23 protein-coding genes are annotated in these 23,752 nt (G+C 56.1%); 5 read left to right on the forward strand and 18 right to left on the reverse strand.

Annotated features, from left to right (window positions below; all coding sequences use genetic code 11):
• Positions 1 to 35 precede the first annotated feature (35 nt).
• The 6 genes from mrcB to HBA55_RS05550 all read right to left on the reverse strand — a co-directional run bounded on the left by mrcB (position 36) and on the right by HBA55_RS05550 (position 8,762).
• Positions 36 to 2,354, reverse strand: coding sequence for a penicillin-binding protein 1B (gene mrcB, locus HBA55_RS05525; protein WP_166988269.1), 2,319 nt, complete (start codon positions 2,352 to 2,354; stop codon positions 36 to 38).
• 60 nt (positions 2,355 to 2,414) lie between these two features.
• The gene (locus tag HBA55_RS05530; protein WP_166988271.1) at positions 2,415 to 4,451 is read right to left on the reverse strand and encodes an EAL domain-containing protein; all 2,037 of its coding nucleotides are present in this window, start codon (positions 4,449 to 4,451) and stop codon (positions 2,415 to 2,417) included.
• A 77-nt stretch (positions 4,452 to 4,528) separates the two neighbouring features.
• Positions 4,529 to 5,602: a DUF2333 family protein gene (locus HBA55_RS05535; RefSeq protein ID WP_166988273.1), complete on the reverse strand. Its 1,074-nt coding sequence runs from the start codon at positions 5,600 to 5,602 to the stop codon at positions 4,529 to 4,531.
• Between the two features lie 41 nt (positions 5,603 to 5,643).
• Positions 5,644 to 6,069: a copper chaperone PCu(A)C gene (locus HBA55_RS05540; RefSeq protein ID WP_166988275.1), complete on the reverse strand. Its 426-nt coding sequence runs from the start codon at positions 6,067 to 6,069 to the stop codon at positions 5,644 to 5,646.
• A 4-nt stretch (positions 6,070 to 6,073) separates the two neighbouring features.
• Positions 6,074 to 8,017: an EAL domain-containing protein gene (locus HBA55_RS05545; protein WP_166988277.1), complete on the reverse strand. Its 1,944-nt coding sequence runs from the start codon at positions 8,015 to 8,017 to the stop codon at positions 6,074 to 6,076.
• Positions 8,018 to 8,048: 31 nt separating this feature from the next.
• Complete coding sequence (locus HBA55_RS05550) at positions 8,049 to 8,762, reverse strand: N-acetylglucosaminyltransferase (RefSeq protein ID WP_166988279.1); 714 nt, start codon at positions 8,760 to 8,762, stop codon at positions 8,049 to 8,051.
• Positions 8,763 to 8,879: 117 nt separating this feature from the next.
• Between HBA55_RS05550 and HBA55_RS05555 the strand changes: the two genes are divergently transcribed.
• From HBA55_RS05555 to HBA55_RS05575, 5 genes are all read left to right on the forward strand, one after another.
• Positions 8,880 to 10,691, forward strand: a complete 1,812-nt coding sequence (locus HBA55_RS05555; protein ID WP_206019566.1) for a protein-disulfide reductase DsbD family protein — start codon at positions 8,880 to 8,882, stop codon at positions 10,689 to 10,691.
• 281 nt (positions 10,692 to 10,972) lie between these two features.
• The gene (gene aroQ, locus HBA55_RS05560) at positions 10,973 to 11,422 is read left to right on the forward strand and encodes a type II 3-dehydroquinate dehydratase (RefSeq protein WP_166988281.1); all 450 of its coding nucleotides are present in this window, start codon (positions 10,973 to 10,975) and stop codon (positions 11,420 to 11,422) included.
• 70 nt (positions 11,423 to 11,492) lie between these two features.
• A complete protein-coding gene (accB, locus tag HBA55_RS05565) occupies positions 11,493 to 11,954 on the forward strand; it encodes an acetyl-CoA carboxylase biotin carboxyl carrier protein (RefSeq protein WP_166988283.1) in 462 nt (153 codons plus the stop codon).
• 27 nt (positions 11,955 to 11,981) lie between these two features.
• On the forward strand, positions 11,982 to 13,322 hold the full coding sequence (gene accC / locus HBA55_RS05570; protein WP_166988285.1) for an acetyl-CoA carboxylase biotin carboxylase subunit: 1,341 nt from the start codon (positions 11,982 to 11,984) through the stop codon (positions 13,320 to 13,322).
• Between the two features lie 143 nt (positions 13,323 to 13,465).
• Positions 13,466 to 14,317 (forward strand): LysR substrate-binding domain-containing protein, encoded by an 852-nt coding sequence (locus HBA55_RS05575; RefSeq protein WP_166988287.1) that lies wholly within the window; start codon positions 13,466 to 13,468, stop codon positions 14,315 to 14,317.
• Here HBA55_RS05575 and ribA read toward each other — a convergent pair whose 3' ends face one another.
• From ribA to HBA55_RS05635, 12 genes are all read right to left on the reverse strand, one after another.
• The gene (gene ribA, locus HBA55_RS05580; protein ID WP_166988289.1) at positions 14,318 to 14,947 is read right to left on the reverse strand and encodes a GTP cyclohydrolase II; all 630 of its coding nucleotides are present in this window, start codon (positions 14,945 to 14,947) and stop codon (positions 14,318 to 14,320) included.
• A 57-nt stretch (positions 14,948 to 15,004) separates the two neighbouring features.
• A complete protein-coding gene (locus HBA55_RS05585; RefSeq protein ID WP_338109363.1) occupies positions 15,005 to 15,646 on the reverse strand; it encodes a retropepsin-like aspartic protease family protein in 642 nt (213 codons plus the stop codon).
• A complete protein-coding gene (locus HBA55_RS05590) occupies positions 15,643 to 16,149 on the reverse strand; it encodes a phosphatidylglycerophosphatase A family protein (RefSeq protein WP_166988291.1) in 507 nt (168 codons plus the stop codon). Before HBA55_RS05590 ends, HBA55_RS05585 begins: the two co-directional genes overlap by 4 nt.
• Positions 16,146 to 17,120, reverse strand: a complete 975-nt coding sequence (thiL, locus tag HBA55_RS05595) for a thiamine-phosphate kinase (RefSeq protein WP_166988293.1) — start codon at positions 17,118 to 17,120, stop codon at positions 16,146 to 16,148. The genes HBA55_RS05590 and thiL overlap by 4 nt, the downstream gene beginning before the upstream one ends.
• Positions 17,121 to 17,141: 21 nt before the next feature.
• Entirely contained in the window at positions 17,142 to 17,594 is a 453-nt protein-coding gene (nusB, locus tag HBA55_RS05600; protein WP_166988295.1) for a transcription antitermination factor NusB, read from the reverse strand.
• A 31-nt stretch (positions 17,595 to 17,625) separates the two neighbouring features.
• Positions 17,626 to 18,096 (reverse strand): 6,7-dimethyl-8-ribityllumazine synthase, encoded by a 471-nt coding sequence (gene ribH / locus HBA55_RS05605; protein WP_166988297.1) that lies wholly within the window; start codon positions 18,094 to 18,096, stop codon positions 17,626 to 17,628.
• Positions 18,097 to 18,153: 57 nt separating this feature from the next.
• Complete coding sequence (gene ribBA, locus HBA55_RS05610; RefSeq protein WP_166988299.1) at positions 18,154 to 19,278, reverse strand: bifunctional 3,4-dihydroxy-2-butanone-4-phosphate synthase/GTP cyclohydrolase II; 1,125 nt, start codon at positions 19,276 to 19,278, stop codon at positions 18,154 to 18,156.
• Between the two features lie 29 nt (positions 19,279 to 19,307).
• Positions 19,308 to 19,976: a riboflavin synthase gene (locus HBA55_RS05615; protein ID WP_166988301.1), complete on the reverse strand. Its 669-nt coding sequence runs from the start codon at positions 19,974 to 19,976 to the stop codon at positions 19,308 to 19,310.
• Between the two features lie 18 nt (positions 19,977 to 19,994).
• Complete coding sequence (gene ribD, locus HBA55_RS05620; RefSeq protein ID WP_240945931.1) at positions 19,995 to 21,110, reverse strand: bifunctional diaminohydroxyphosphoribosylaminopyrimidine deaminase/5-amino-6-(5-phosphoribosylamino)uracil reductase RibD; 1,116 nt, start codon at positions 21,108 to 21,110, stop codon at positions 19,995 to 19,997.
• 89 nt (positions 21,111 to 21,199) lie between these two features.
• On the reverse strand, positions 21,200 to 21,661 hold the full coding sequence (gene nrdR, locus HBA55_RS05625; protein WP_166988304.1) for a transcriptional regulator NrdR: 462 nt from the start codon (positions 21,659 to 21,661) through the stop codon (positions 21,200 to 21,202).
• Positions 21,662 to 21,750: 89 nt separating this feature from the next.
• A complete protein-coding gene (locus HBA55_RS05630; RefSeq protein ID WP_166988306.1) occupies positions 21,751 to 22,800 on the reverse strand; it encodes a GlxA family transcriptional regulator in 1,050 nt (349 codons plus the stop codon).
• A gap of 12 nt (positions 22,801 to 22,812) precedes the next feature.
• Positions 22,813 to 23,712 carry a Dyp-type peroxidase gene (locus HBA55_RS05635; RefSeq protein ID WP_166988308.1) on the reverse strand — a complete coding sequence of 300 codons (900 nt, stop codon included), beginning with the start codon at positions 23,710 to 23,712 and terminating at the stop codon, positions 22,813 to 22,815.
• Positions 23,713 to 23,752 lie beyond the last annotated feature (40 nt).

Here is a 23,752-nt window from a genome sequence, read left to right on the forward strand (position 1 = left end):
AATGTCTCTTGTACGGTGATTACCGGATTTTATGATCAAAGCCACTTCTTCAGCCAATGGTAAACGGGATTTTCCCGCCATTGACACTTGGCCCTGGAGCGCGGCTCAAAGCCATCGATAAACGGCAGCAGCCGGCTCTCTTCGCAGTTTTCACCACTCAGCAAGCCGGTGGGCCCGTCTATCCAACGCAACCGCATACGCTCAGTCTGGTAAATGCCCAGCCCCTGCTTGGGCAGCGCCTCGAATACGTCCGTCCAGACCCTCAGGGCACCGCTGCTGCCAGTCAGAGGTGTCTCTCTGTTGTCGTCCCTGCCCACCCAGACCACTGCCAATTGCCGGGCATCAAAACCGGCAAACCAGCTGTCCCTCTGCGCGTTCGTTGTTCCCGTTTTGCCGGCCAACCCCAGCTGCTGTGGCAATCTTGCATAAGCGGATTTGCCGCTACCTTCACGCATCACGGCCTGCAGCCCGAACTGCAACAGAGCATTGGCCTCCGCTCCCACTGACGCATGCAACTGCAGAGGATAGCGATTGAGGATCTGTCCCTCGCTGTCAACCACGGTTCTAATAGAGCGGAGCGGGGCGGCAACGCCATCGTTGGCCAGGGTATGGTACATCCCCGAGACATCGAGCGGTGACAACTCGACTGCCCCCAATAACATGGAGGGCAACTCCGGGATGGGTTGCTGCACTCCCAGCTGCCGCAGCGTATCGGCCACTTGCCTCAAGCCCAATTGCATGCCCAGGCGGGCACTGGCCTGGTTGTAGGAGTGAGCGAGCGCATCAATCAACAGCACGTCACCATGAGATTGTCGATCAAAGTTGCGCGGTCGCCAGATTTCACCGTCAGGGCCCTTAACCGCGACCGGTCCGTCACTGACCTTTGAGGCGAGATGAAACTGACCGGACTCCAGCGCTGTTAGAACAATGGCGGGTTTGACCAGTGAACCTATGGGCCGGCGGGCATCCAGCGCCCGATTGAAGCCGGAAAACTTCACATTGCGATCCCCAACCACGGCCTCGACTTCGGCGCTGCCAACTGCCGTGACTATGACGGCGCCCTGAAGCGGCTCGTCTTTAAGTCCGTAACGTTTTTCAAGGTGGCTCAGGCGGCGGTACAGCGCTTTTTCTGCACTGCGCTGTGAACTCAGTGACAAGGTGGTATAAATCTTCAGGCCTTCACTGCTCAGTGCCTCATCACTATAGTCTCTTCGCAACTGGCGTTTGACCAGATCGATAAAGGCGGGAAACTGTTGCAGCTTGCTGCGACTCTTTGCTACCAACCCCAGCGGAGCTTGCTGCGAGCGCTGCAGCGTTTTGGCATCAATCAGGCCCTGCTGGTGCAACAGCGTCAGTACCAGGTTTCTTCTCTCCCGCGCTCTTTGCGGATGGCGCCATGGGTTGTAATAGGAAGCGCCTTTTACCAATCCCACCAACAGCGCAAGCTGCTCTGTATTGAGCTTTTGCAGGGGGACACCAAAATAATGTTTGGCGGCGAGACCAAAGCCATGTATCTGGCGCGGCCCACTTTGCCCCAGGTAAACCTCATTCATGTAGGTTTCGAGGATTTCGGCTTTACTGTAATGGAATTCCAACAACACCGACATTGCCGCTTCAGTCAGTTTACGGGACCATCTTCGCTCGTTGTCCAAATAAAAATTCTTGACCAGCTGCTGAGTGAGCGTACTGCCCCCCTGCACCACCCGGCCTTCGCTGAGGTTTGCCCAGGCAGCCCGCAAGATGCCTTTGGGCGACACCCCGAAATGATCAACGAAATTGCGATCCTCTACGGCGATCAACGCCTCTCCCAGTAACGGGGGAATCTCCTCCAGGCGAAGCAGTTCACGATCTTCCTGACGGCGGGGATAGATACCACCAATCAATGGCGGTTCCAGGCGAACAATGTCGGCCGCGGCCCCAGCATTTCCCTGTGCAACTTTCAGGCTCTGAATAAAACCCTGCTTCCAGGTAATGTGGACGCGCCGGGACGCCTCCCGATCTGGACCGATTTCAAATCCGCGGGTATAGATTTCCAGAGTGTTGCCACTTCGATGGAATTGGCCAGGTTGTTTGACGCTGCCGGCGTTACGGTACTCCAGGGCCTGCAGCTCCGCTTCCAAGTCACTCCAACGAACCTGCCGACCTTGATAAAGCTCCAGGGGTTGAGCATAAACGCGTGCCGGCAAGGCCCACTTGCGGCCTTCAAACTTATCTCTTACCCGCACATCCAGCCAGCCGGTCCAGGCGACCGCAAGAACAACAATAAACAGTATCAACGCACCCAGCAGCCGCCAAAAAAAACGCCGGCGAGGCACGGGAGGGCTGTTTTTACGTCGGGATTTGGAACGGCTCATAGGCCAGGCAGTTTACCGTTTGGTTCCGCGCAGGCAAGCTGGAATAGCGCAAAAGGAGAGTTAGTACTCCAGCAGCAGATCCATCGGTTCGGGACGCGCGACACCGTAGCCCTGAACATAGTCCACTCCCATGTCGGCCAGGTGATCCTTGAGTTCATCATTCTCGACAAACTCCGCCACGGTTCGCAGCCCCATGACATGAGCCAGGTGATTGATCGTACTGACCATGGCAAAGCTGGTGGAATCATCCAGCATTTCGCCAACGAAAGCGCCATCGATTTTCAGATAATCCACCGGCAGATCTTTAAGGTAACCAAAAGACGACAGTCCACTGCCGAAATCATCGAGGTAGAAGCTGCTGCCCAGCTCCTTGAGGGTATGCATAAACTGCAGTGCCGCATCGAGATGTTTGATGGCGACAGTCTCTGTGATTTCGAAGTGAAGCTGAGAGGGATCGATACCGGCACGGGCTATGGCAGAAACGACAAATTCCGTAAAGCGCGGATCGCTCAATGTCGATCCGGACAGATTGACGCTGTACTTTTCGACAGGCAGATCCCAGCGGTGACGACGCCCCAGATAATTGATGACCTGATCCACCACCCAGCGATCCAGCTCGTCCACCACGCCGTAGTGCTCTGCCGCCGGCACAAAATTGGCCGGTCCAACAATCTGATTATCCCGGTCGAGCATGCGAATCAGGACTTCGTAGTGTTTATCGCCGGTGCCATCAATAGCCACAATGGGCTGACGGTAGAGCACCATGCGCTGCTGCGACAAGGCCTCATTAATTTCCACCACCCAGTTGATTTCGCGCCGACGCTGCTCGACTTCACGATCGCGATTGTAGATGTGTATGCGATTGCGCCCAAGTTCCTTGGCTGTACAGCAAGCGGCATTGGCGGTAGCGAGAATCTGCCCCTCTGACTCCACCTCGGCATCGATGACCACAGCTCCAACACTGATCGCTACCTTGATCTCGCGAGAATCCCAGACAAATTGATATTGGGACACCGCCCTCAGCAGTCCATCGGCAACCCGTTGCGCACCCGCGATCGTACAATTTTTAAGCAGAACACCAAATTCATCACTGCCGAGTCGCGCCAACAGATCCTGGCTGCGTAACTTGGCGGACATCAGATCTGCCACTTGCTTTAGCAGTTCATCACCCGCAGCGTGACCACAACTGTCGTTGACCACCTTGAATTGATACAGATCGATATACAGCAGGCCATAGGTTTCCCTGTGCCGCTGGGCGGCTTCCAGGGCCTGGGACACTTCTTCTTCGAATGTCTGGCGATTGGGCAGCCCGGTCAGGGCATCATGACGTGCCTGCCAGTTAAGACGGTGGGCTTCACGGCTGGCTTGCGAAACATCGCGGAACACCAACAGGGCGCCGTCCATTTGGTTGACGTGGTTTCGCAGCGGCACCACCTGGGCGCCAATCGTAATCGGGTCGTTATCTCCAACGCAGAGCAGAACGGACTGTGTCTGAATCGGTTTGCCGCGCTTTAAGGCCGCCGAAACGATCGGCTCCAGCGGCTGCAATGTGGTCGGGTCGCTGAGCGGAAACAACTGATCGACCGGCATACCGACACCGCTGTGGTCCGTCAGTTGCAGCAGCTCCCGAGCCATGGGATTGATGGTCTCGATACACCCGCTGGAGTCCACGCTGATGACGGCATCGGCAACCGAGCAAAGCGTCATCTGGGTCATGGAGCGCTGGCGCAGCAGCTGTTGCCGGAAGCGTTGTTCCCGGTCTTCCGGCACCACCAGCCAGTGCTGGCAGCCTTCTTCGGCGGGCAGAATCAGGGCCAGACGCAGACTGATGGCTGCGGCGGCTTCAGAGCGGAACGCCAGACTGTCGCCAACCTGAAGTTTGGCAAAGGGACGGGGAATACTCACAAAGCGCGTGATGGCATAGCCTATCAGCTGGTCTTCGCCGGCATCCAGCAGCAGCTGAGCGGCACCGTTGACCCGCCGGATAACGCCCAGCGGATCGACCAGAAAGTAGGCATCTGTGATGGCTCCCAGAAACCGTTCACTTTCATCGGCGCTCAAAGGCAGGGAGATATTGTCTGCAGCCTCTACGGGCATTCAGGCTTCCGTTATATAGTTCTTCCCCAATGGTGACATCAACATAATCATTTGCGCGCCGACTTGCAAGCGCTGACTTACCCCTGAGACAGCAATTCCCGTAAATCGATGATCGCTGCATTGGCTCTTGAGATGTAAGAAGCCATCACCAGAGAGTGGTTAGCCAGCATTCCAAATCCGGTGCCGTTGAGAATCATCGGGCTGTAAATCGGTTCTTGGGTTGCTTCCAGCTCGCGAATGATTTGCTGCACACTCACCAAAGCGTTTTTCTTGATCAATACATCGGCAAAATCCACTTCCACCGCTTTCAGGAAGTGCAACAACGCCCAGGCACTGCCGCGGGCCTCGTAAAACACATCGTCAATTTCAGTCCAGGGGGTCTTCACCACCATTTCGGAGGGCGCGGGAGTCGATTGAACGGCACGCTCTTCGCCGGCCAGGTCTGTGTTCAGACGCCGCTGACCGACACTGGCACTGAGGCGCTGGGACAAACTGCCCAGACGGGTTTCCACCGTGCTCAACCAGTAGCGCAGGTTGTCCGCTCTGGCGAAGAACTGTGCATTGTGCTGATCTTCGTCCGCCAGTCTTTCCAGATAACCTTCGAGCGCTCGAATGCCCTCACGGTATTCAGACTCTGATGCCGGCACGGCCCAGCTATTGTGATCAAAATTGAATCGCGATTCCGCGCGAGCCAGATCATTATCTTCCAACGATTGTGATTGCGAGCGGCTGAACGCCTCTCGCATGGCCTTGGCCAGATCCCGACTTTGGATCAAAGCGCCGTATTCCCAATTGGGCAGATTATCCAGCCACACACCGGGGGGCAGAATATCGTTGGAGATGAAACCTCCAGGTTTGTCGAGCAACGTAGTGGTGACTTTGATCATGGACGCGGTGGTTGCAACACCAACCGGAGCGCGAGACTGCTCATTGATTGAATGCTGAGCGACAATATCACGCACAGAAAAGGTTTCCGGTTCGCTGCTCCAGAAGAACCCCACAACCAATGCCAGCAGCAGGTAGAGTCCGACAGCGAGCGCCGAAACCCGGACTATCGCCCCTCCACCGAACAGGTCCTCCTTCCAATCGTCGAACCGGTCCTTCATTCTCTGGCCCCAGCCTCCAGTGCTTGAGGTTTGCTTCATATTCATATCGTTACCACTCCGGCGGGGCTTCCGAGCCTCGCACAAGATTACATTCGTTTCGCCGTTGCCAGCGTTTGCAGTACCTGGCCATCGGCAAAAATGAGTTTAACAGGCACCTGACTGCCCGCAGTCGGTGGCTGAGTCATCCGAAACGCCATAATGTGATAGCCACCGGGCTGAAAATCGACCTGCTTGCCGGCAGACACATTCAGCTGCTGCAGTCGTCGCATGCGCATCATACCATCAGCGTGCACATGTTGGTGTAATTCCGCCGCCTTGGCACCGGCGACACTGACCCCGACAAGTCGACGCTCACGAACGCTCTCATTCGTTAACTGCAGATACACCACGGCGGTGGTCTGACCTGGCAGAGGAAGGCGCAGCTGCGCATTTGAGACACTCAAGCCAGACTCGGCCAGAACCATCTCACTGGTCAGCACCATTGCCAGAAAAAAAAGCCAGAGAACACGCATCCGATCACGACTGCCAGGACTGAGCGGGTTTGGCCAGGAAATAGCCCTGCCCGCCATCAATGCCCAGGTCCAGCAATGCTTGCCACTCGGCATCATTTTCGACCCCTTCAACGAGAAGATTAACATCGCAACTGTGTGCAATTTGTAACAGTGATTTGACAAAGAAACGATTGTCCGCGTTGCCATCCACACCCTGGATAAAGCAGCGGTCGACCTTAAGGGCGTACAGCGGAATACTCTGCAGATAATAAAAGACAGAACCTCCGGCCCCAAAGTGGTCCAGCGACAGGTGGGCTCCCAGGGCAGACACTTTCTGCCCAAAGCCTCGCACACTTTCTTCAGACAGCGACAGAGCGTATTCCGGCAGTTCAAGCACCAGGCGTCTGGCAAAATCGAGACGCGCACCCAGAAACTCCTGCAGCCAACTATTGAAGCCGTCGTCAGCAATAGAACTTGGAGAAATATTGACACATAACTTGGGAGCTTCCGACAGGGAAGCGTCGTCCGCCAGCATTTCGATCATTAATTGATCGACAGCCGCCGCCATGCCAAAGCGCTCAGCCATCGGCAGGAAAACACCGGCATTCAGCAGCTGCCCATCATCTTGAAGACGGCACAGAACTTCCAATTGGGACACGGTCTGGCCGTCGCGCTCAAAGATGGGCTGCACAAAATAGGTAAAACGACGATCATTAATGGCACTGAGCAAAACTTCTCGCCACTCGGCCGCCGCCCGAGCGCTGTCCTGTTGATCTGATTGATGCCAGGCAAGCGCTCTGGTGGATTGAGTCTGCGCTTGTCGCAACGCCAGATCCGATTGTTCCAACAGCTGGTTGTCCCGCGTTACCGAGGCCTCAAAGGCGCAACCAACGTGCAACGTCAACGCCTCACTCTCGTGAAACCATTGCACCGACTGCAGCTGGCCAAACAGCTGCTCGGTCATCGCGCGTCCTTCCTGCGGATCGGCCACAGGAACAAACGCTGCCAGATCCGTTCCGGAACGACGACCGAGAATGGCTCCCTCAACCGCGACCGGGGATTCGCTCAGCACCTTGGCCAGATCCCTCAGACATTGATCCCCAGCTTCACGCCCCAGGCTCGCATTGAACTGAGACAAGCCGCCAAGATTAATCAGTACCATCATGCCCGGGCTGCCGCCCTTCTCGGACTTGATATAGGCGTCAAAACGAGCATCAAAATCCCGGCGGTTGGACAATTGCGTGACGGAATCTACATAGGCCTGGCGATGGAGCGTTTCCGTCAATTCCACCTGCTCCTGAAAAACCGACTGCAGCTTTTGCACCATGCGATTCATCGCCGTGACCATACGGCGCAGTTCACGAGTCCGAGGCAGGCTTTTTTGCACGGGAAACTCCCGCCGGCAAATGGCCTCGGCCTGCTCCTCCACCTCACGCAAGGGTCGCAGCAAATAGTAGAGCCCCAGTCCCGCCAGGGCATAGCTCAATACGGCGGTTAACAAAAACAGCCAAAGCTGTTCTATAAACACCCGCCATAAGTCTCTGTAGGCGTAACCGGGATGTGTAACAACCGTCACCTCGCCGAGACGAAACCAGCCGGACACCACTTCTGCCTGCCCCTGAGGCTCGGGCAGATCGATCAGACGCACGAACCACTCGGGCACACCCTCAATATTAATAGGCAGCTGACTTTCTACGGTGATATCACCTTTGATGCTTTTGTAAACGATGTGACGGTAGTAACCACGATCAAACACGACGTCCACAAACGAGCGAATCTGAACTTCATCTTTCTGCTGAGCGGCGTGTGAAATGGTTAATCCCAGCGAGGTGGCTGTGTCCTGCGCATGAACATCCATCTGATCGAACATATAGCCGCGGGCATTGATCACGCTGACAAACACGTTGCCTGCCATCAGACACACAATCAGAAAAGTAATCGCCAGAATCAGCTGTCGATATAAAGTCACAGATGCCCCCCAAACGCCTCTGAATTTGAGACTATAGCGAGTTTATCGGCGCCAGCACCAGTATTTTTGGCTGAGGCCCGGTCTTGATGTCGCCGCGGATGCGATAACCTGCCGCCGCCTTTTTCATTTGCTTGTAGAGCCAGCGCCCATCGGCATCAGTGCGAGCGACAATCAGCACAGTTTCGTCGGTGCGGCGCAGGCGCCCAACAATCTCGGCAAGCACCGGCAACAACTCATCGCTGCGACGGCTGACCGCACCTGCATCCAGAGGAAATTCACCTTCGCCGGCCGCCTCGAGGTGCTGGCGCTGACGCTGCAGCTGCTGGTCAAATTCCTGCAACAGAGGGTTGTGCCTGTCGATCCTTCTGGCTCGGTCAGCGTAAATCTCTGCCTGCTTTAACTGGCTGCGCCCCAGAGAGGCTCTCGCCAGCTGCAGGTATCGAATCAGGATCTGTTGCAGACCTGAGCGTGCCTGAGGGTGATTGGGCTGCAGAAGCAGCACCGCCTGGTAGCGATCATAGGCATTATTATTGGCGGGCGTCATCAGTCGGTCATCGGACAAGGCCGCTTCAGCTTCCGCGAGAAGGCGCCGCACCGGAGAAACCTGTTTCTGCGACTTGGCATTCGGCGCTTGTTTGGATGAAACCGGCTCCCTGGTGGCCTGCTGCTGTACGCAGCCAGCCAGCGCCAGTACTAACCCCAGGCTGACCAACCGGACACCGATTCCCCTTTTCTCCCCGCTCATCGCTTTGTTTCCCAACCCCTGGGGGCGATTGTTACAATGGCGGAAACTCTGCCTGATAATCACAGTCAAAGCAACGCTCCACCGATTTAGGCCGCCCTGAGACTTACGGATACCAACATGCCGCTACTTTGCCTCCCAATAAGAGTCCTGTTTGCCAGCCTGCTCCTGGTAATGCTCCCGAGCGGCGCGCTAGGACAACAGCTTGGCGGCTCATCGCTGGATTCGAGCCTGGGAGGCCTGAGCCTGCAAAGCAACGCCATTGGCAATTCTCTCACCGCTACCGAGTTTCTACCCGTTGACGAGGCCTATCAGCTGAGCGGAAACCATACCGGCGATGGCAAACTGGCCCTGAACTGGGATATCGCTGAAGGATATTACCTCTATCAGCATCGACTTAAGTTTGTTGCCGAAGGGGAAACACTGACCCCTCAACTGCCAGCCGGTGAAATCAAGTATGACGAATACTTCGAGAAGGAGCTGGAAGTCTATTACCACCAGCTGAACGTTGAGCTGCCTTCGACGTCACTACCCTATGAGCTAAGAGTACATTCACAGGGCTGCGCAGATGCAGGCCTTTGTTACCCCCCCCAGATCCAGACCTATAAGGTCACCGCTGCCGGCATCAGCCTGCAAGCTCCCCCCGGTCCCTCCGGCACCCCTGCATCTGCAAAGGATACAGGCGCATTGGGTTTTACCGCCTTACTTCTGACCATGCTGGCGGCAGCACTTGGTGGCGTCATTCTTAACCTGATGCCCTGTGTCTTCCCGGTGCTTTCTCTGAAAGCCCTGAGCCTGGCCCAGAGCCATAACAGCCCGCACCAGCAGCACCTGCATGGCTGGGCCTATACTCTGGGTGCTGTGGCAACCTTTGTGCTGGTGGCCGCCATAATGCTGGCGTTGCGCGAGGCTGGCCAAGCGGTAGGCTGGGGGTTTCAGCTGCAATCTCCCACCGTGGTGGCTGCACTGGCGTATCTGTTCTTTATAATGGGGCTGGTACTGTCTGGTCACCTGGCGCTTGGTGGTTCTTTCGCAGGTACCGGACAAAGCCTGACCACCGGCCAGGGATTAAAGTCCTCCTTTTTCACTGGAGCCCTTGCTACGGTTGTCGCCAGCCCCTGTACCGCGCCCTTTATGGGTGGTGCCCTGGGCGCAGCCGTGACCCAGCCAGCCCCCATCGCACTGCTGATCTTCGCCAGCCTTGGATTTGGCATGGCCCTGCCAGTGCTGATCCTCAGTTACTACCCCAAGTTATCGCGCTTGCTTCCCAAACCCGGAGCCTGGATGGAACAATTGAAGCAACTCCTGGCCTTCCCGCTCTACGCCACTGCCCTATGGCTGCTCTGGGTATTGGGGCGCCAGACGGGTGTCGACCAGGTGGCTATGTTGTTGGCCGGCGCAATTGCGCTGACGCTTGCGGCCTGGCTGTGGCAGCAACGGGCGGGCTGGACGCGCGCGCTGGCCGCCCTGACCGCGATCGCCGCCCTGTATCCGCTGGCCTCGCCAATGGAAACCACGCAAGCGCACCCGCAAGCTCTTAAAGAAGGATGGCAGCCCTACTCCGTGCAACGACTCCAGGAGCTGAGAAGCTCCAACACACCGGTTTTCATTAATCTGACCGCCGATTGGTGCATCACCTGCCTTCTGAACGAGAGAGTGGCCCTGGAAACAGAACGCACACGGCAGGCCTTTGACAATGCCGGCGTCGTACGCTTAAAAGGGGATTGGACCCATTACAATCCGGCCATTACCGAATTATTGGCTACCTATGGCCGCAACGGTGTCCCTTTGTATTTACTTTACCCTGCCAGCAATCAGTCAGACCCGGCCATTCTCCCTCAAATTTTGACCGAATCCACCCTGATTGAAGCCATCAATGCCATAAAAAACGAGGATAGCAGCACGTTCTCACAAGTTTCCAGCACACGCTAAGAACATCACGCAAATTCTGCAAACTGGCCACCAAAATAAAGGCAACTGCTGCGAACCTCGCCAAACCTTCAACGACCGCAATTTTATCGCCATTTTTCTGCAATAAAACTTCGTCAATCTTGTCGCGAAAATTCATCATCTTCAGAAAAAACCGCAAACCTCTGGACGCGCCCCTTTAATTGGGGCAAACTCAGGGCTCGAAGTAGATTGCGCCATGCGGTAACGGCCTATTACAGCCAGATGACTGCACGTTGCAGACAGTTAGCGACAGGAATTCACTGATGGCATCGATTCTGGTTCTTCATGGACCCAACTTGAACCTTCTCGGTACCCGCGAGCCGGAAATTTACGGTCACACGACCCTGGCAGACATTGACCAGACTCTGACTCAATTGTGTGTTGATGCCGGGCACCATCTGCAAACCCTGCAGAGCAATGCCGAGTACGAGCTGATTGATCGCATACACGATGCTCCGCGTGAGGGAATCAATTTCATTGTTATCAACCCTGCCGCCTTTACCCATACCAGTGTTGCACTGCGGGACGCTTTGGCGGGCGTGGGCATTCCCTATATCGAGGTGCACCTGAGCAATGTGCACAGCCGCGAGCCCTTTCGCCAACACTCCTATTTTTCCGACCTCGCACAAGGTGTTATCTGCGGGTTCGGTGCGCAAAGCTACGAGCTGGCGCTGCAAGCCGCCTTTCGGCAACTGGCCGCAAAGGAACGGTAGAACCATTTTTTAACCCACTCTCAATCATTATTGCCCTCTGGGCCAACTCAAATTACGGGAAACCATCATCATGGATATACGCAAAATCAAAAAGCTGATCGAACTTCTGGAAGAGTCCGATATCGGTGAGCTGGAAATCAAAGAAGGTGAAGAGTCAGTGCGCATCAGCCGCGGCAGCGGTGTCGTCGCTGCCCCTCAGATGTACGCCGCCCCTGCTCCTGTCGCCGCTGCAGCCCCCGCACCGGCAGCCCCAGCCGCTCCGGCCGCCGAAGAGAAAAAAGAGGCCCCCACGCTGACCGGCCACATCATCAAGTCACCCATGGTGGGCACTTACTACGCTGCACCAAGCCCGGGTTCCCCTGCATTTGTTGAAGTGGGTCAACACGTTAAGCCAGGCGACGTTATCTGCATCGTTGAAGCCATGAAGATGATGAACCAGATCGAAGCCGACAAGGCTGGCGTTGTAGAAGCCATTCTGGTTGAAGACGGCGAGCCGGTTGAATTTGACCAGCCTCTGATCACCATCGTTTAACGACGACCCCTGACAGAGGATTTGGGCATGTTTGAAAAAATTCTAATCGCCAACCGCGGCGAGATTGCTCTGCGGGTTTTGCGAGCCTGCAAGGAAATGGGAATCAAGACCGTCGCCGTGCACTCGCAGATCGATCGCGACCTGAAACACGTGCGCCTGGCCGACGAGTCGGTCTGCATTGGTCCGAACCCGTCGCCCGAGAGCTATCTCAATATCCCTCGCATCATCAGCGCCATGGAAATTACTGACTCCATGGCCGTTCACCCCGGCTATGGATTTCTGGCGGAAAACGCCGATTTCGCCGAGCAGGTGCAGAAAAGTGGCTTTACCTTTATCGGCCCCAGCGCCGACGTAATTCGTCTGATGGGCGACAAGGTATCCGCCATTGAAGCCATGCAGAAGGCGGGCGTACCCACGGTACCGGGCTCCAATGGTCCACTGCCGGACGACCCCGAAACCTGCGTTCGACACGGCCGTGAAATTGGATATCCCGTGATTATCAAAGCTGCAGCCGGTGGTGGTGGCCGCGGCATGCGCGTGGTGCAAACCGAATCTGCGCTGATGAATTCCATTCGTGTTACCAAAGCTGAGGCGCTGGCCGGTTTTGGCGACGACACCGTGTATATGGAGAAATTCCTGCAAAACCCGAGACACGTCGAAGTCCAGGTAATGTCCGATGGTCAGGGTAATGCGGTGCACTTTGGCGACCGGGACTGCTCACTGCAGCGCCGCCACCAAAAGGTACTGGAAGAAGCACCTGCGCCGTTTATTGACGAAGCGGCTCGCCGCGACGTCTACCAGGCCTGTGTCAACGCCTGTATCGAAATTGGTTACCGCGGTGCGGGCACTTTCGAGTTCCTCTACGAAGACGGTCGCTTCTATTTCATCGAAATGAACACCCGTATTCAGGTGGAGCACCCGGTTACCGAAATGATCACCGGTGTGGATCTGATCAAGGAACAGATTCGTGTTTGTGCCGGCGAAAAACTGTCCCTGACCCAGGACCAGATCAAGATCAAAGGCCACGCCTTTGAGTGCCGTATTAATGCGGAAGATCCCAAGACCTTTATGCCATGCCCCGGCACCGTGAACCAGTTTCATGCACCAGGAGGCTTGGGCGTACGGGTGGATTCCCACCTCTACAGCGGTTACAAGGTTCCGCCCAACTACGACTCCATGATCGCCAAAGTGATCACCCACGCCGACTCCCGCGAAGAAGCCCTGGCCCGCATGCGCAGTGCCCTGGACGAACTGGTGGTTGACGGTATTCGTACCAACATTCCCCTGCAGGAGGATCTGGTTCGCGATTCCGGCTTCTCTGAAGGCGGCGTCAACATTCACTATCTGGAGAAGAAGCTGGGCCTGTAATTCAGAGCCCTCTTTAACTCCACCTGAACCCGCCGCTTGGCGGGTTTTTGGTTTCTGCACGCCAACAAAACCGGGGTACCGATACACATAAACAGATTTTATGTCTAGAATAGGTGGATTAGAATTCCTTATCTGGGCCCGCCATGAAAAACCTTCCCACTGACTTTCTACGCTCGTTTGTCACCGTTGCCCAGTGTGGGAGCTATACCCAGTGTGCTGAGCAGTTGGGACGCACCCAACCGGCCATCAGTCTGCAGATCCGGCGCCTGGAGGAAATCGTGGGGGAAAAGCTGTTTGCCCGCCATGGCAACCAGCTTTCGCTGACCGCAGCCGGCCGGAGTTTGCACGGTTACGGCGTCAAGATGCTGCAGCTAAACGATGAAGCCATAGCTGAGTTCGACAACCCGCAAATCAGTGGCAGAGTGCGCGTCGGCATCCCCAGTGAGTTTGCGGTGGTACTACTGCCTAAAATCATTCGCCGTTTTACCGTCGCCTACCCCAAGGTCGCCCTGGAAGTTCATTGCGAATTGAGTAAGGACTTGCTCAGTGATGAGCAGAAAAACCGATTTGACCTGATTCTGGCACTGCAGGAATGGCCGAATCCCAGCCAACCGGGATACATTAAAACCGAACGCCTGGTGTGGGCAGGCAGCGCCCGCCACAGCACCGAGTCCAGACAGCCTCTGCCTCTGATTTGTGCTCCCGCGCCCTGCATTTATCGCAAACGTGCGCTCCAGGCTTTGGAAAATTGCGGTGTCGCCGCGCAAGTGGTGTATACAATAGCGGATTTGACGGGTATTCAATCGGCGGTGGATGAAGGAATCGGGCTGACCGTGTTAACCAGCAGCACCGTACCGGAAAATCTCAGCATTCTCGACAGTAACGACAACCTGCCCGAACTGGGAGAGATAGGAGTTAGTATTTTTATGCCTCGGCAGAATCAGTCAAAGGCAGTTGCCCTGCTGGCCGAGGCCATTGCCAACAATCTGACCTGACTAATCCTTGGCCTGATCCTCAGATTGACCTTCGCCCTCATCACCTTCCAGCAGGTGGCCCAGTTTACCTTTTTTGGTTTCCAGGTATTTGGCATTGTGAGGATTGCGTCCACGTTCATGAGCCACACGCTCTACAACATTAACACCGAGCTCCTGCAGCGCTTTCACTTTGCGGGGGTTGTTCGTCATTAACTTGAGCTGTTTTATTTTGAGGTGCTCAAGCATGGGTTTAAGAATGGAGTAGTCACGCATATCGGCACCGAAACCCAAGCGCTCATTGGCTTCGACAGTATCGGCACCACAGTCCTGCAGGTGATAGGCCTTGATCTTATTTAGCAAACCGATGCCGCGCCCCTCTTGGCGCAGATAAAAAATCACCCCGCGCCCCTGCAGGGCGATTTTGTGCATAGCCGCTTGCAACTGGGCACCACAATCACAGCGCAGGCTAAAGAGCGCATCCCCCGTCAGGCATTCGGAATGAATACGGGCCATGATCGGCTCGTCGCCTTCAATCTGCCCCATGGAAAGCACCACGTGCTCTTTGTTGTTTGCCGAATCTTCAAATCCGTGCATTTCAAAAATGCCCCAGGGTGTGGGCAATTTTGAAGACTCTACGTAACGTACTGTCACTGTATCAACCCCTTGTTACCTGCATCGGCCAGGATGCATTATTACTGCTAATGCTGCTTAGAAACGGCTTTGCAAGACCAGTACACCATTTTCACGGAACAGTTTTACCCGGCTAAGGTAGCTGTTACCCAATAATATGACTTCCGGGAAATTACCGACGTTTACCAGCGCCTCGACATTTTCCACTTTAACCGTACCGATGGTCACGCTCTTGAGCTTCACCAGATAGCCATTGACGTAACCGTTGGCGGTACTGATTGGCGTCAAGCGACCATTGCGATAGTCAATACCCAGCGCTTTGGCCTGGGGCAGACTCATCGCCACCGCCGTCGCACCGGTGTCCACCATGACAGTAACGGCGCGTCCATTGATCCTGGCTGGGGTCACATAATGACCGCCATGCGATGGCGCCAGCCTGACTTCCGCGGCTTCCGCCTTGCGGTAGTTGGTAGAGATCCGCTTCGACAATCCCAGCTCATGTCGACGGCCATCGAATTCCAGTATGGCTTTCTTACTGTCGGCGGAGACCAGCTTGACACCGCCTCGAGTCATTCCCTGCTTAAGCAGTATCTGCTGCCCGTCGATCACAAGTAGCGCGCTGCCACCGAACAGTCCCTTAACTTCAACCTCAGTGGCCAGCGCCGTGGTTGCCAGCAAAGACAACACCAAGGCGAGCACCCACTTCGGCCAGGTTCTCACTGCAATACTCCGTAGCAGACCTGCATCGCCAATAATGCCATCAGACCTGCGAGAACATCGTCGAGCATAATACCCAGACCACCGCCGACACGTTTATCTGCCCAGCTGATTGGCCAGGGCTTCCAGATATCGAACAGTCGAAACCAGATAAATCCCAACAGTGGCCACAACCAGCCACTGGGCGCGGCAAACATTGCAATCCAATAACCGACAAATTCGTCCCAGACGATGCCGCCATGATCATGCACCCCCAAATCCCGGGCCGTACGATCACAGATATACACACCGGCCAGAAACGTCAGCACCAGCACCAGCAGATAGGATGACAGCGGCAGTTGTGCTATGGCCAGATAGAGAGGCACCGCTGCCAGGGTACCCACAGTACCGGGGGCTTTTGGAGACAGACCGGAGCCAAATCCAAACGCCAGCAAATGTACAGGCCGCGCGAGCAGCTCCTGGAATGACGGATTCACCGATGTCCTGGTGACCTCCGAGGTATTCATGTCGCCTCCGGACCAAAGTGCTGGAAGCCCTTGGCATTCACACGGACTTGTTTACCCCGGTAAAAACACTGGAGTTCGCCCCCACTGACAATTTCGCCCACTTCAATCATCACAAGACCCTTGTTTTTGATCTTGTCCTGCAAGGGCTGCACGTTTGCTGGTGGCACCGTAAAACACAGCTGATAATCGTCACCACCACTTAGAGCCCAATCGAGCGCTTTCGCCCTGTCCACCAATTTATTGACCGGCTCAGACAGCGGCAACTGTTCCAGATACAACTTGGCGCCAACAACACTTTGGTTGCAGATATGGCCGAGGTCAGAGATCAAACCGTCAGAAATATCCAGAGCCGCCGAGGCATAACCTCTCAACAGCTTGCCCAATTCAATTTGCGGCTTGGGGCGATAGTAGCGCCCCATAAAATAGTCGAATGCCGACTTACCGACCTCGAGCTGTTGGCGAATAACCGCCAGGGCCGCTGCGCCGTCACCCAGTGGCCCACTCACAAACACGCGGTCACCAGGGTTCGCGTTGCCGCGCATTAACGCTTGCGACGGGTTTACGGAGCCATGGACCTGAATCGTGACTGACAGTGGGCCGCGGGTGGTGTCGCCACCAACCAGGGAAATATCATAGGATTGAGCAGCCCGCAGCAGACCTGTGGAGAACCCCTGTAGCCAATGTCGTTCAGCCTTGGGCATGGTCAGCCCCAGGGTAAACCACAGGGGTTTTGCCCCCATGGCTGCCAAATCGCTCAGATTGACCCTCAAAGCGCGCTCAGCAATCAGCTCCGGATCAGCATTGGCCGGAAAGTGAACATCTCCGACCAGGGTATCCATGGAGACTGCCAGGCTCTCGCCTTCCGGCACCTGTAACAGCGCGCAGTCGTCGCCAATTCCCAGGGTGACGCCCTCTGCACCCATTTCCTGCCGGAAAAACTCATCGATTAATTGGAACTCGCCGATCGACATACTTGTTCCGGTCCCATCGCCTCAGCTGGATGATTTGCGCGTGGCCTGAACTTCTACCGCTCGATGTTTTTCGGCCACTTTATCCAACACGCCATTAATGAATTTATGGCTGTCGGTAGCACCAAACTTTTTCGCCAGCGACACCGCTTCGTTGATCACCACCTTGTAGGGAACGTCAATCCGCTCCTTCAATTCATAGGTGGCCAGCCGCAACAACGCCTGGGTGATTGGATCCAGCTCATCGGCATCACGCTCCTGCAGGAATCCGGTGTAAGCCCCATCCAGATCAGAGAGTTGCTGGGGAATCTTGTGCAGGAGCTCACGGAAGTAGTCGGTATCCACCTTGCTCATATCGTTGTCGGTATGAAACTCGGCTTCAATGACGTTAATCGCGGCAGATGTCATCTGCCACTGGTAGAGTGCCTGCATGGCGTAGTGGCGCGCTTTACGGCGCGCCGCCGGGGATACTGTCATTCTGGTCTAACCCAATTACTGTTTGGTGTGTTTAAACTTTGCCCAGCAGCGATACCATTTCCAGGGCAGTGGTCGCGGCTTCTTCACCTTTGTTACCCGCCTTGGTACCGGAGCGCTCAATGGCTTGCTCAATGGAGTCAACCGTCAGAACACCGAAGGTCACCACGGTATCGGAGGCCAGAGAAACCTGGGCCAGGCCTTTAGTACATTCGCCGGCAACGTATTCGAAGTGCGGAGTGCCACCGCGAATCACGGCACCCAGGGCGATGATTGCATCAAACTCGCCTTTCGCCGCAAGACGCTGGGCGACCAATGGAAATTCAAAGGCTCCCGGGGCGTAGTAGATGGTGATTTGATCATCGCTGATACCATGACGACGCAGTGTGTCCAGCGCTCCCTCTTTCAAGCTCTCCACAACAAAGCTGTTCCAGCGACTGACGATCAGCGCAAACTTGCCCTGGTTGTTGATGAAATCTCCTTCGATCACCTTAATCTGGCTCATAATCTGTTCTCTTTTTAACTATTCCTGTGGGACTCTCGAGGTCTACCGCCGAGGCGATCAGTCCTTGTTTACACGACTATCAATATATTCCGACACTTCCAGATCAAAACCGGAAATGGCGTTGAATCGGAACGGAGCGCTCATCAGGCGCATTTTCTTCACACCCAGATCACACAGAATCTGCGAGCCGGTGCCAACCTGTTTGTAAACGAGATCCTGGCTCGGGCGCTCCTGCTTGCCGGACAGCATCCAGTCGATGCTCTCTTCAATGTCGGACGCGTCTTCGTTGTGGCAGATCATAACGACTGCACCACGCTCTTCCTCGGCAACCATTTGAATCGCGCGATCGAAGGTCCAGGGTACATACTCACCATCGCTGGCACGCACCACCTTGAACACATCTCTGGCAGTACTGCCCACGTGCACCCGTACCAGCGCGGGTTCACCGTCACGAAGATTACCCATGGTCAGGGCAAAGTGTTTTTCCTGACGGGCTTTGTCCAGATAGGTATGCAGTACAAACTCGCCGTACTGGGTTTGGATGTTGCGCTCGCCGATGGATTCAACGGTTTTTTCGTTGATGGAGCGGTACTGGATCAGGTCGGCAATGGTACCGATCTTGAGGCCGTGGGTCTTGGCGAAGACTTCCAGGTCCGGGCGACGGGCCATGGTACCGTCTTCGTTCATGATTTCCACAATCACGGAGGCGGATTCAAAACCGGCCAGGCGAGACAGATCGCAACCGGCTTCAGTGTGGCCGGCGCGGCTGAGCACGCCACCGGGCTGGGCCATCAGTGGAAAGATGTGGCCGGGCTGCACAATATCTGAAGGCTTGGCATCGCGGGCGACTGCAGCGCGGACGGTGCGGGCACGATCAGCGGCGGAAATGCCGGTGGTGACGCCTTCGGCGGCTTCAATGGAAACCGTAAAGTTGGTGGCGTGTTGAGCCAGGTTATCGCTGACCATCAGTGGCAGATCCAGCTGCTGGCAGCGGGAAGGAGACAGTGTCAGGCAGATCAGGCCGCGGGCATGAGTCGCCATAAAATTGATGTCTTCGGCGCGGATCTGCTCGGCGGCCATCACCAGATCGCCTTCATTTTCGCGATCCTCATCGTCCATCAGGATCACCATCTTGCCCTGACGGATATCGTCGATCAGCTCTTCTACTGTATTGAGTTCCATAACCAACCTTGCTTGTCTAATTCGATCGTTTAGCGTCGATAAAAGCCGTTTTCGGCCAAAAACGCGATATCTATGCCTTTTTTGGAACCGTCGGCACTGGCGGCGTCATTGCCTAATAATAGTCGCTCCAGATAGCGGGCAATGACATCCACCTCCAGATTCACCTGTGTTCCTGGCTGATAGGTTCCTATCACGGTTTTCTCGATCGTGTGAGGAACAATATTCAGTTCAAATTCGGCACCATCTACCGCGTTTACCGTCAGGCTGGTGCCATCAACCGTAATCGAGCCCTTGTGGGCAATATAGCGGGCCAGCTCGCTTGGCGCCTTGATGCGGAATCGCTCGGAGCGGGCATCTTTGTGGCGGCTGATCACTTCACCCACACCATCCACATGACCACTCACCAAATGCCCGCCCAGACGGGTAGTGGGCGTGAGCGCTTTCTCCAGATTCACCGCACGCCCCACCTTCCACTGCCGCAGGGTCGTAAAGTCCAGGGTTTCTACCGAGACATCCGCCCAGTACCCATCTCCGGGCAGCTCAACAACCGTCAGGCAAACCCCATTGGTGGCAATGGAGTCACCCAGCTGTACGTCACCGAGATCCAGATCGTTGCTTTGCACCCGCAGGCGCAAATCACCGCCGTTGGGTTCAGCGGCGACAATTTTGCCCACCGCCTCAATAATTCCTGTAAACATGCGCCCTCCGTAGTCGGACTAACCTTCCGGGTCCGGCTTGGCCGTAATACGCCAGTCATTGCCCACCGCTCGCACGTCGGTGATGATCATGGGCAGTTGCCCCGCCATGCTGTTGATCGGCAACTCAAACAGCGGCCTGGCCTGGCTGCCCATCAATTTGGGCGCCATATAGATGATGACTTCGTCCAGCAGCCCCCGGCGCAGGAATGCTCCCGCCAGGTTTGCGCCGGTCTCCACCAGCACCTCATTACATTCGCGTCGTCCCAATTCCTGAATCAGAGCCGACAAATCCACCCGGCCGTCTGATCCCGGCAGGCTGATCTGCTCCACCCCCAATTCCGAGAGAGCCTGACTGGCCTCCGATTGTGCATGGACCACCAGCGAACCGGCCGGGGATTGTATCACTTTCGCTCCTGCCTGCAGCCGCTGATTGGAGTCCAAAACCACTCTCAGGGGCTGTTTTATGGCCGCTAGTCCTGCATTTGGCAATTTTAGCTCATCCTCGCGCACGGTCAGCGCCGAGTCATCGCTCAAAATTGAGCCAATACCGCTGATAATTGCACAGCTGCGGGCGCGCAGCTTTTGCACGTCGGAGCGAGCGGAAGGGCCGGTCACCCATTTGCTTTCGCCGCTGGCCATTGCCGTGCGTCCATCGAGACTCATTGCCAATTTACAACGCACCCAGGGCCGACCGTTTTCCATGCGCTTGATAAAACCCGGATTCAGAGCCCGGGCTTCCTCTTCGAGGATGGGTCCACTGACGTCGACACCAGCGTTTTGCAGACGTTCTATACCGCGACCCGCCACCTGAGGGTTGGGATCTTCCATCCCGTACACCACCCGAGCGACTCCCGCCTGCACCAGCGCTTCGCAACAGGGGCCGGTGCGGCCGCTGTGGCTGCAGGGCTCCAGAGACACGTATGCAGTCGCCCCCTTGGCCTCCTCACCGGCTTGAGCCAACGCGTTGACCTCGGCGTGCCCTTCGCCCGCCATTCGGTGCCAACCTTCCGCCAAGACCTTTCCATCCTTGACCAATACGCAGCCGACGCGGGGGTTTGGCATCGTGCTGTAGAGGCCCTGTTTGGCAATGTTGATGGCGCGAGCCATGTAAAGACGATCTTGGGAATCAGGCATGGGTATCGATATCCAGTATTGAAGACGGCCGGAGGCAAGGGGCCTGCAGCCGGAGACCTGGTGCGTCAAACGGAGGTCAAGCCGTGAGCTTAGATGCCGGGCTGTTTCTCCAGCCGGTCGATTTCCTCGCGGAATTCGTTGAGGTCCTTAAAACGGCGATATACAGAAGCAAAGCGTATATAGGCCACTTCGTCCAGTGCCTGGAGCTGCTCCATTACCTTTTGGCCAATCATGCGTGCCGGTACTTCCCGCTCACCGGTGGCCTGCAACGCGTGTTTGATCTGACTGATAGAGGATTCGATCTTTTCGACACTGACCGGGCGTTTTTCCAGCGCCCGCTGAAACCCGGCCCTCAATTTCTCTTCGTCGAAAGGCTCCCTCGAGCCATCCTGCTTAATTACCTTGGGCAACAGCAACTCGGCGCTCTCGTAGGTGGTAAATCGCTCGTGGCAGGACAGACACTCCCGACGGCGGCGTACCTGATCTCCGTCTGCGACCAGACGGGAGTCGATAACCTTGGTGTCTTCGGCACTGCAAAACGGACAATGCATAGTGGGGCCCCGGGGTGAAATTTCGCGCGAATGGTATCACAGCCGTGACCAAAATGCGTGCACGGCAGTGACGGCGGGCCAGGCAAGCGTCAGGGAGAAGTTTGTTCAGTAAACTGGCGTCGATAGGCCGCCGGCGTATTACCCAACTGGCTGCGGAACAGCCGGCAAAAATAGCTGCTGTCGGTGTATCCCACATCCAACGCAATGTGCTTGATGCTCTTGTCACTGTGCAACAGCAAATCCCTGGCGGCCTCAAGTCGAATCCGCTGTAGATACGCCAGGGGTTTTTCACCAGTGGCGGCATAGAAGCGGCGGGCAAAATTGCGCAGGCTCATGCCGTGATCCCTGGCAACATCGGCAAGGCGGATTTCTTCACTGTAGCGGCTTTCCAATAGCGCCTGCACTTGCTCAATCATGCGGTCGCCATGGGTATGGCGGCTGCCCAGGCGCAGAGGCGTGAATTCGTAGCTGCGGCGGATATCGAAAAGGATGTCGCGACCGATACCCCGGGCAACACTCTCGCCGAACAAGCGCACAACCAGATTCAGCATCACATCCGCAAAGGCATTACCACCAGCCACGCAGCAGATATGCCCACTCTCGGTAATCACCTTGTCTTTCTGCCAGTGAACCTCGGGAAAACGCTTCACGAAGGCATCGTGCTGACGCCAGTAAGTGGTCGCTTCCGCACCGTCGAGATAGCCTCCTTCCGCCGCCCAGAACACCCCACACCCCATAGTGACAATCAAGGTGCCGTTATCAAGAAAGCGTCTTAGCCATGGGGTAATGGAAGCAGAATGCTGGGCCAACTGTTCGGGTTCGGCCCACACGTGAGGCAGGATAATCACGTCCCAATCCCGCTCATCCATAGAGCCATCACAGCTAATGCGGGCCCCGCTATAGCTGATGACATCTTCGCCATCAGCGCTGATGACCTCAAACTCCAGATGCGGACCCGGTACCCGCTCGGCCCGCCAACGGGTGCCGAACAGGATATCCCGGCAGGTCATCAGATTACCGCCGTAGACCCCATTACAGGCGACCAGAGCAATGCGTTTTACCTCGGAATTTCCTGGGGTTTGGACGGGGGAATCAGAAAAGGACAACGGCTGCCGGGCTCCCTGTGGCTCTTGATGCATGGATTATACACATTAACCAATGCCCAGCAGCGACAAATCCAGTTGCCCGGACAGCATCGGCGGGCACCAATAGTATTCTCCGCTCAGGGGGCGGGAGATCTGGAACAATCCGTCCTTAATGCCATCCTCCGCGCCGACCATGCGGTTCATCTGCGCCTCAAACGGAGCAAAAGAGCGCCCAAATGCCACAAAATGCAGCCCGCCATCGACGCCATCGCTCCATGGCATGGAACGACGCAGAACAAATGCCTCGGGGCTAAAGCTTTCCTGAGCCGTACGTTTCACATGGGCCGATGGTGGAGATCCTTCAAATTCGACATTGTCGGAAAGCCTTCTGCCGATGATGTCGTCTTTTGCGTTCTGTGCCATCCCGGCGAGGGTTTCAAAATCGTGTTGCCAGTTTTGGACGGCCACAAAGCTGGAGCCCAACAAGCCGCTTTGCCCCTGATCCAAAATCGCAGCCGCCAGCGCATCAGCGCCCGTGGGATTCTCCGTTCCATCGACATACCCGCTCAGATCGCGGCTGTCTCCGTGCATAAAGGCGGGCACAGAACTGACCAGTTCAAAGCCATCGGCCAGCACACCCTCAAGCTGGTGACTGCGCAACAGCAGATCACCCGGACCGCCGCAACGGAGCCACAGCCACAGATCCTGCTGTGTCGACGGCAGGGCTTCTCCGGCGGCACTGAATAACGGAAAACTCTTAAGGCCCGGCACGTCGGCGCCCAGCGTTGTCGCCAGTGGCGCGCCGATTCCCACCACCAATTCACTGCCGTCCACTTCTGCAATCAGCCGCGACAGTATGTCACGCAGTTGTGCCAACGGCAGATCCTGATCCCGCCGACGTCGAAACGACAGATAACAGGCATGCTGAGGGACAACGGCAAGAATTCCGGACTGTGGACTGGGCATAGCGTACTCCCTTTGCTTGGACGATAGATCAACACGAACT

The sequence above is a fragment of the Pseudomaricurvus alkylphenolicus genome (assembly GCF_011683955.1).
Classification (GTDB): Bacteria; Pseudomonadota; Gammaproteobacteria; order Pseudomonadales; family Cellvibrionaceae; genus Pseudomaricurvus; species Pseudomaricurvus alkylphenolicus.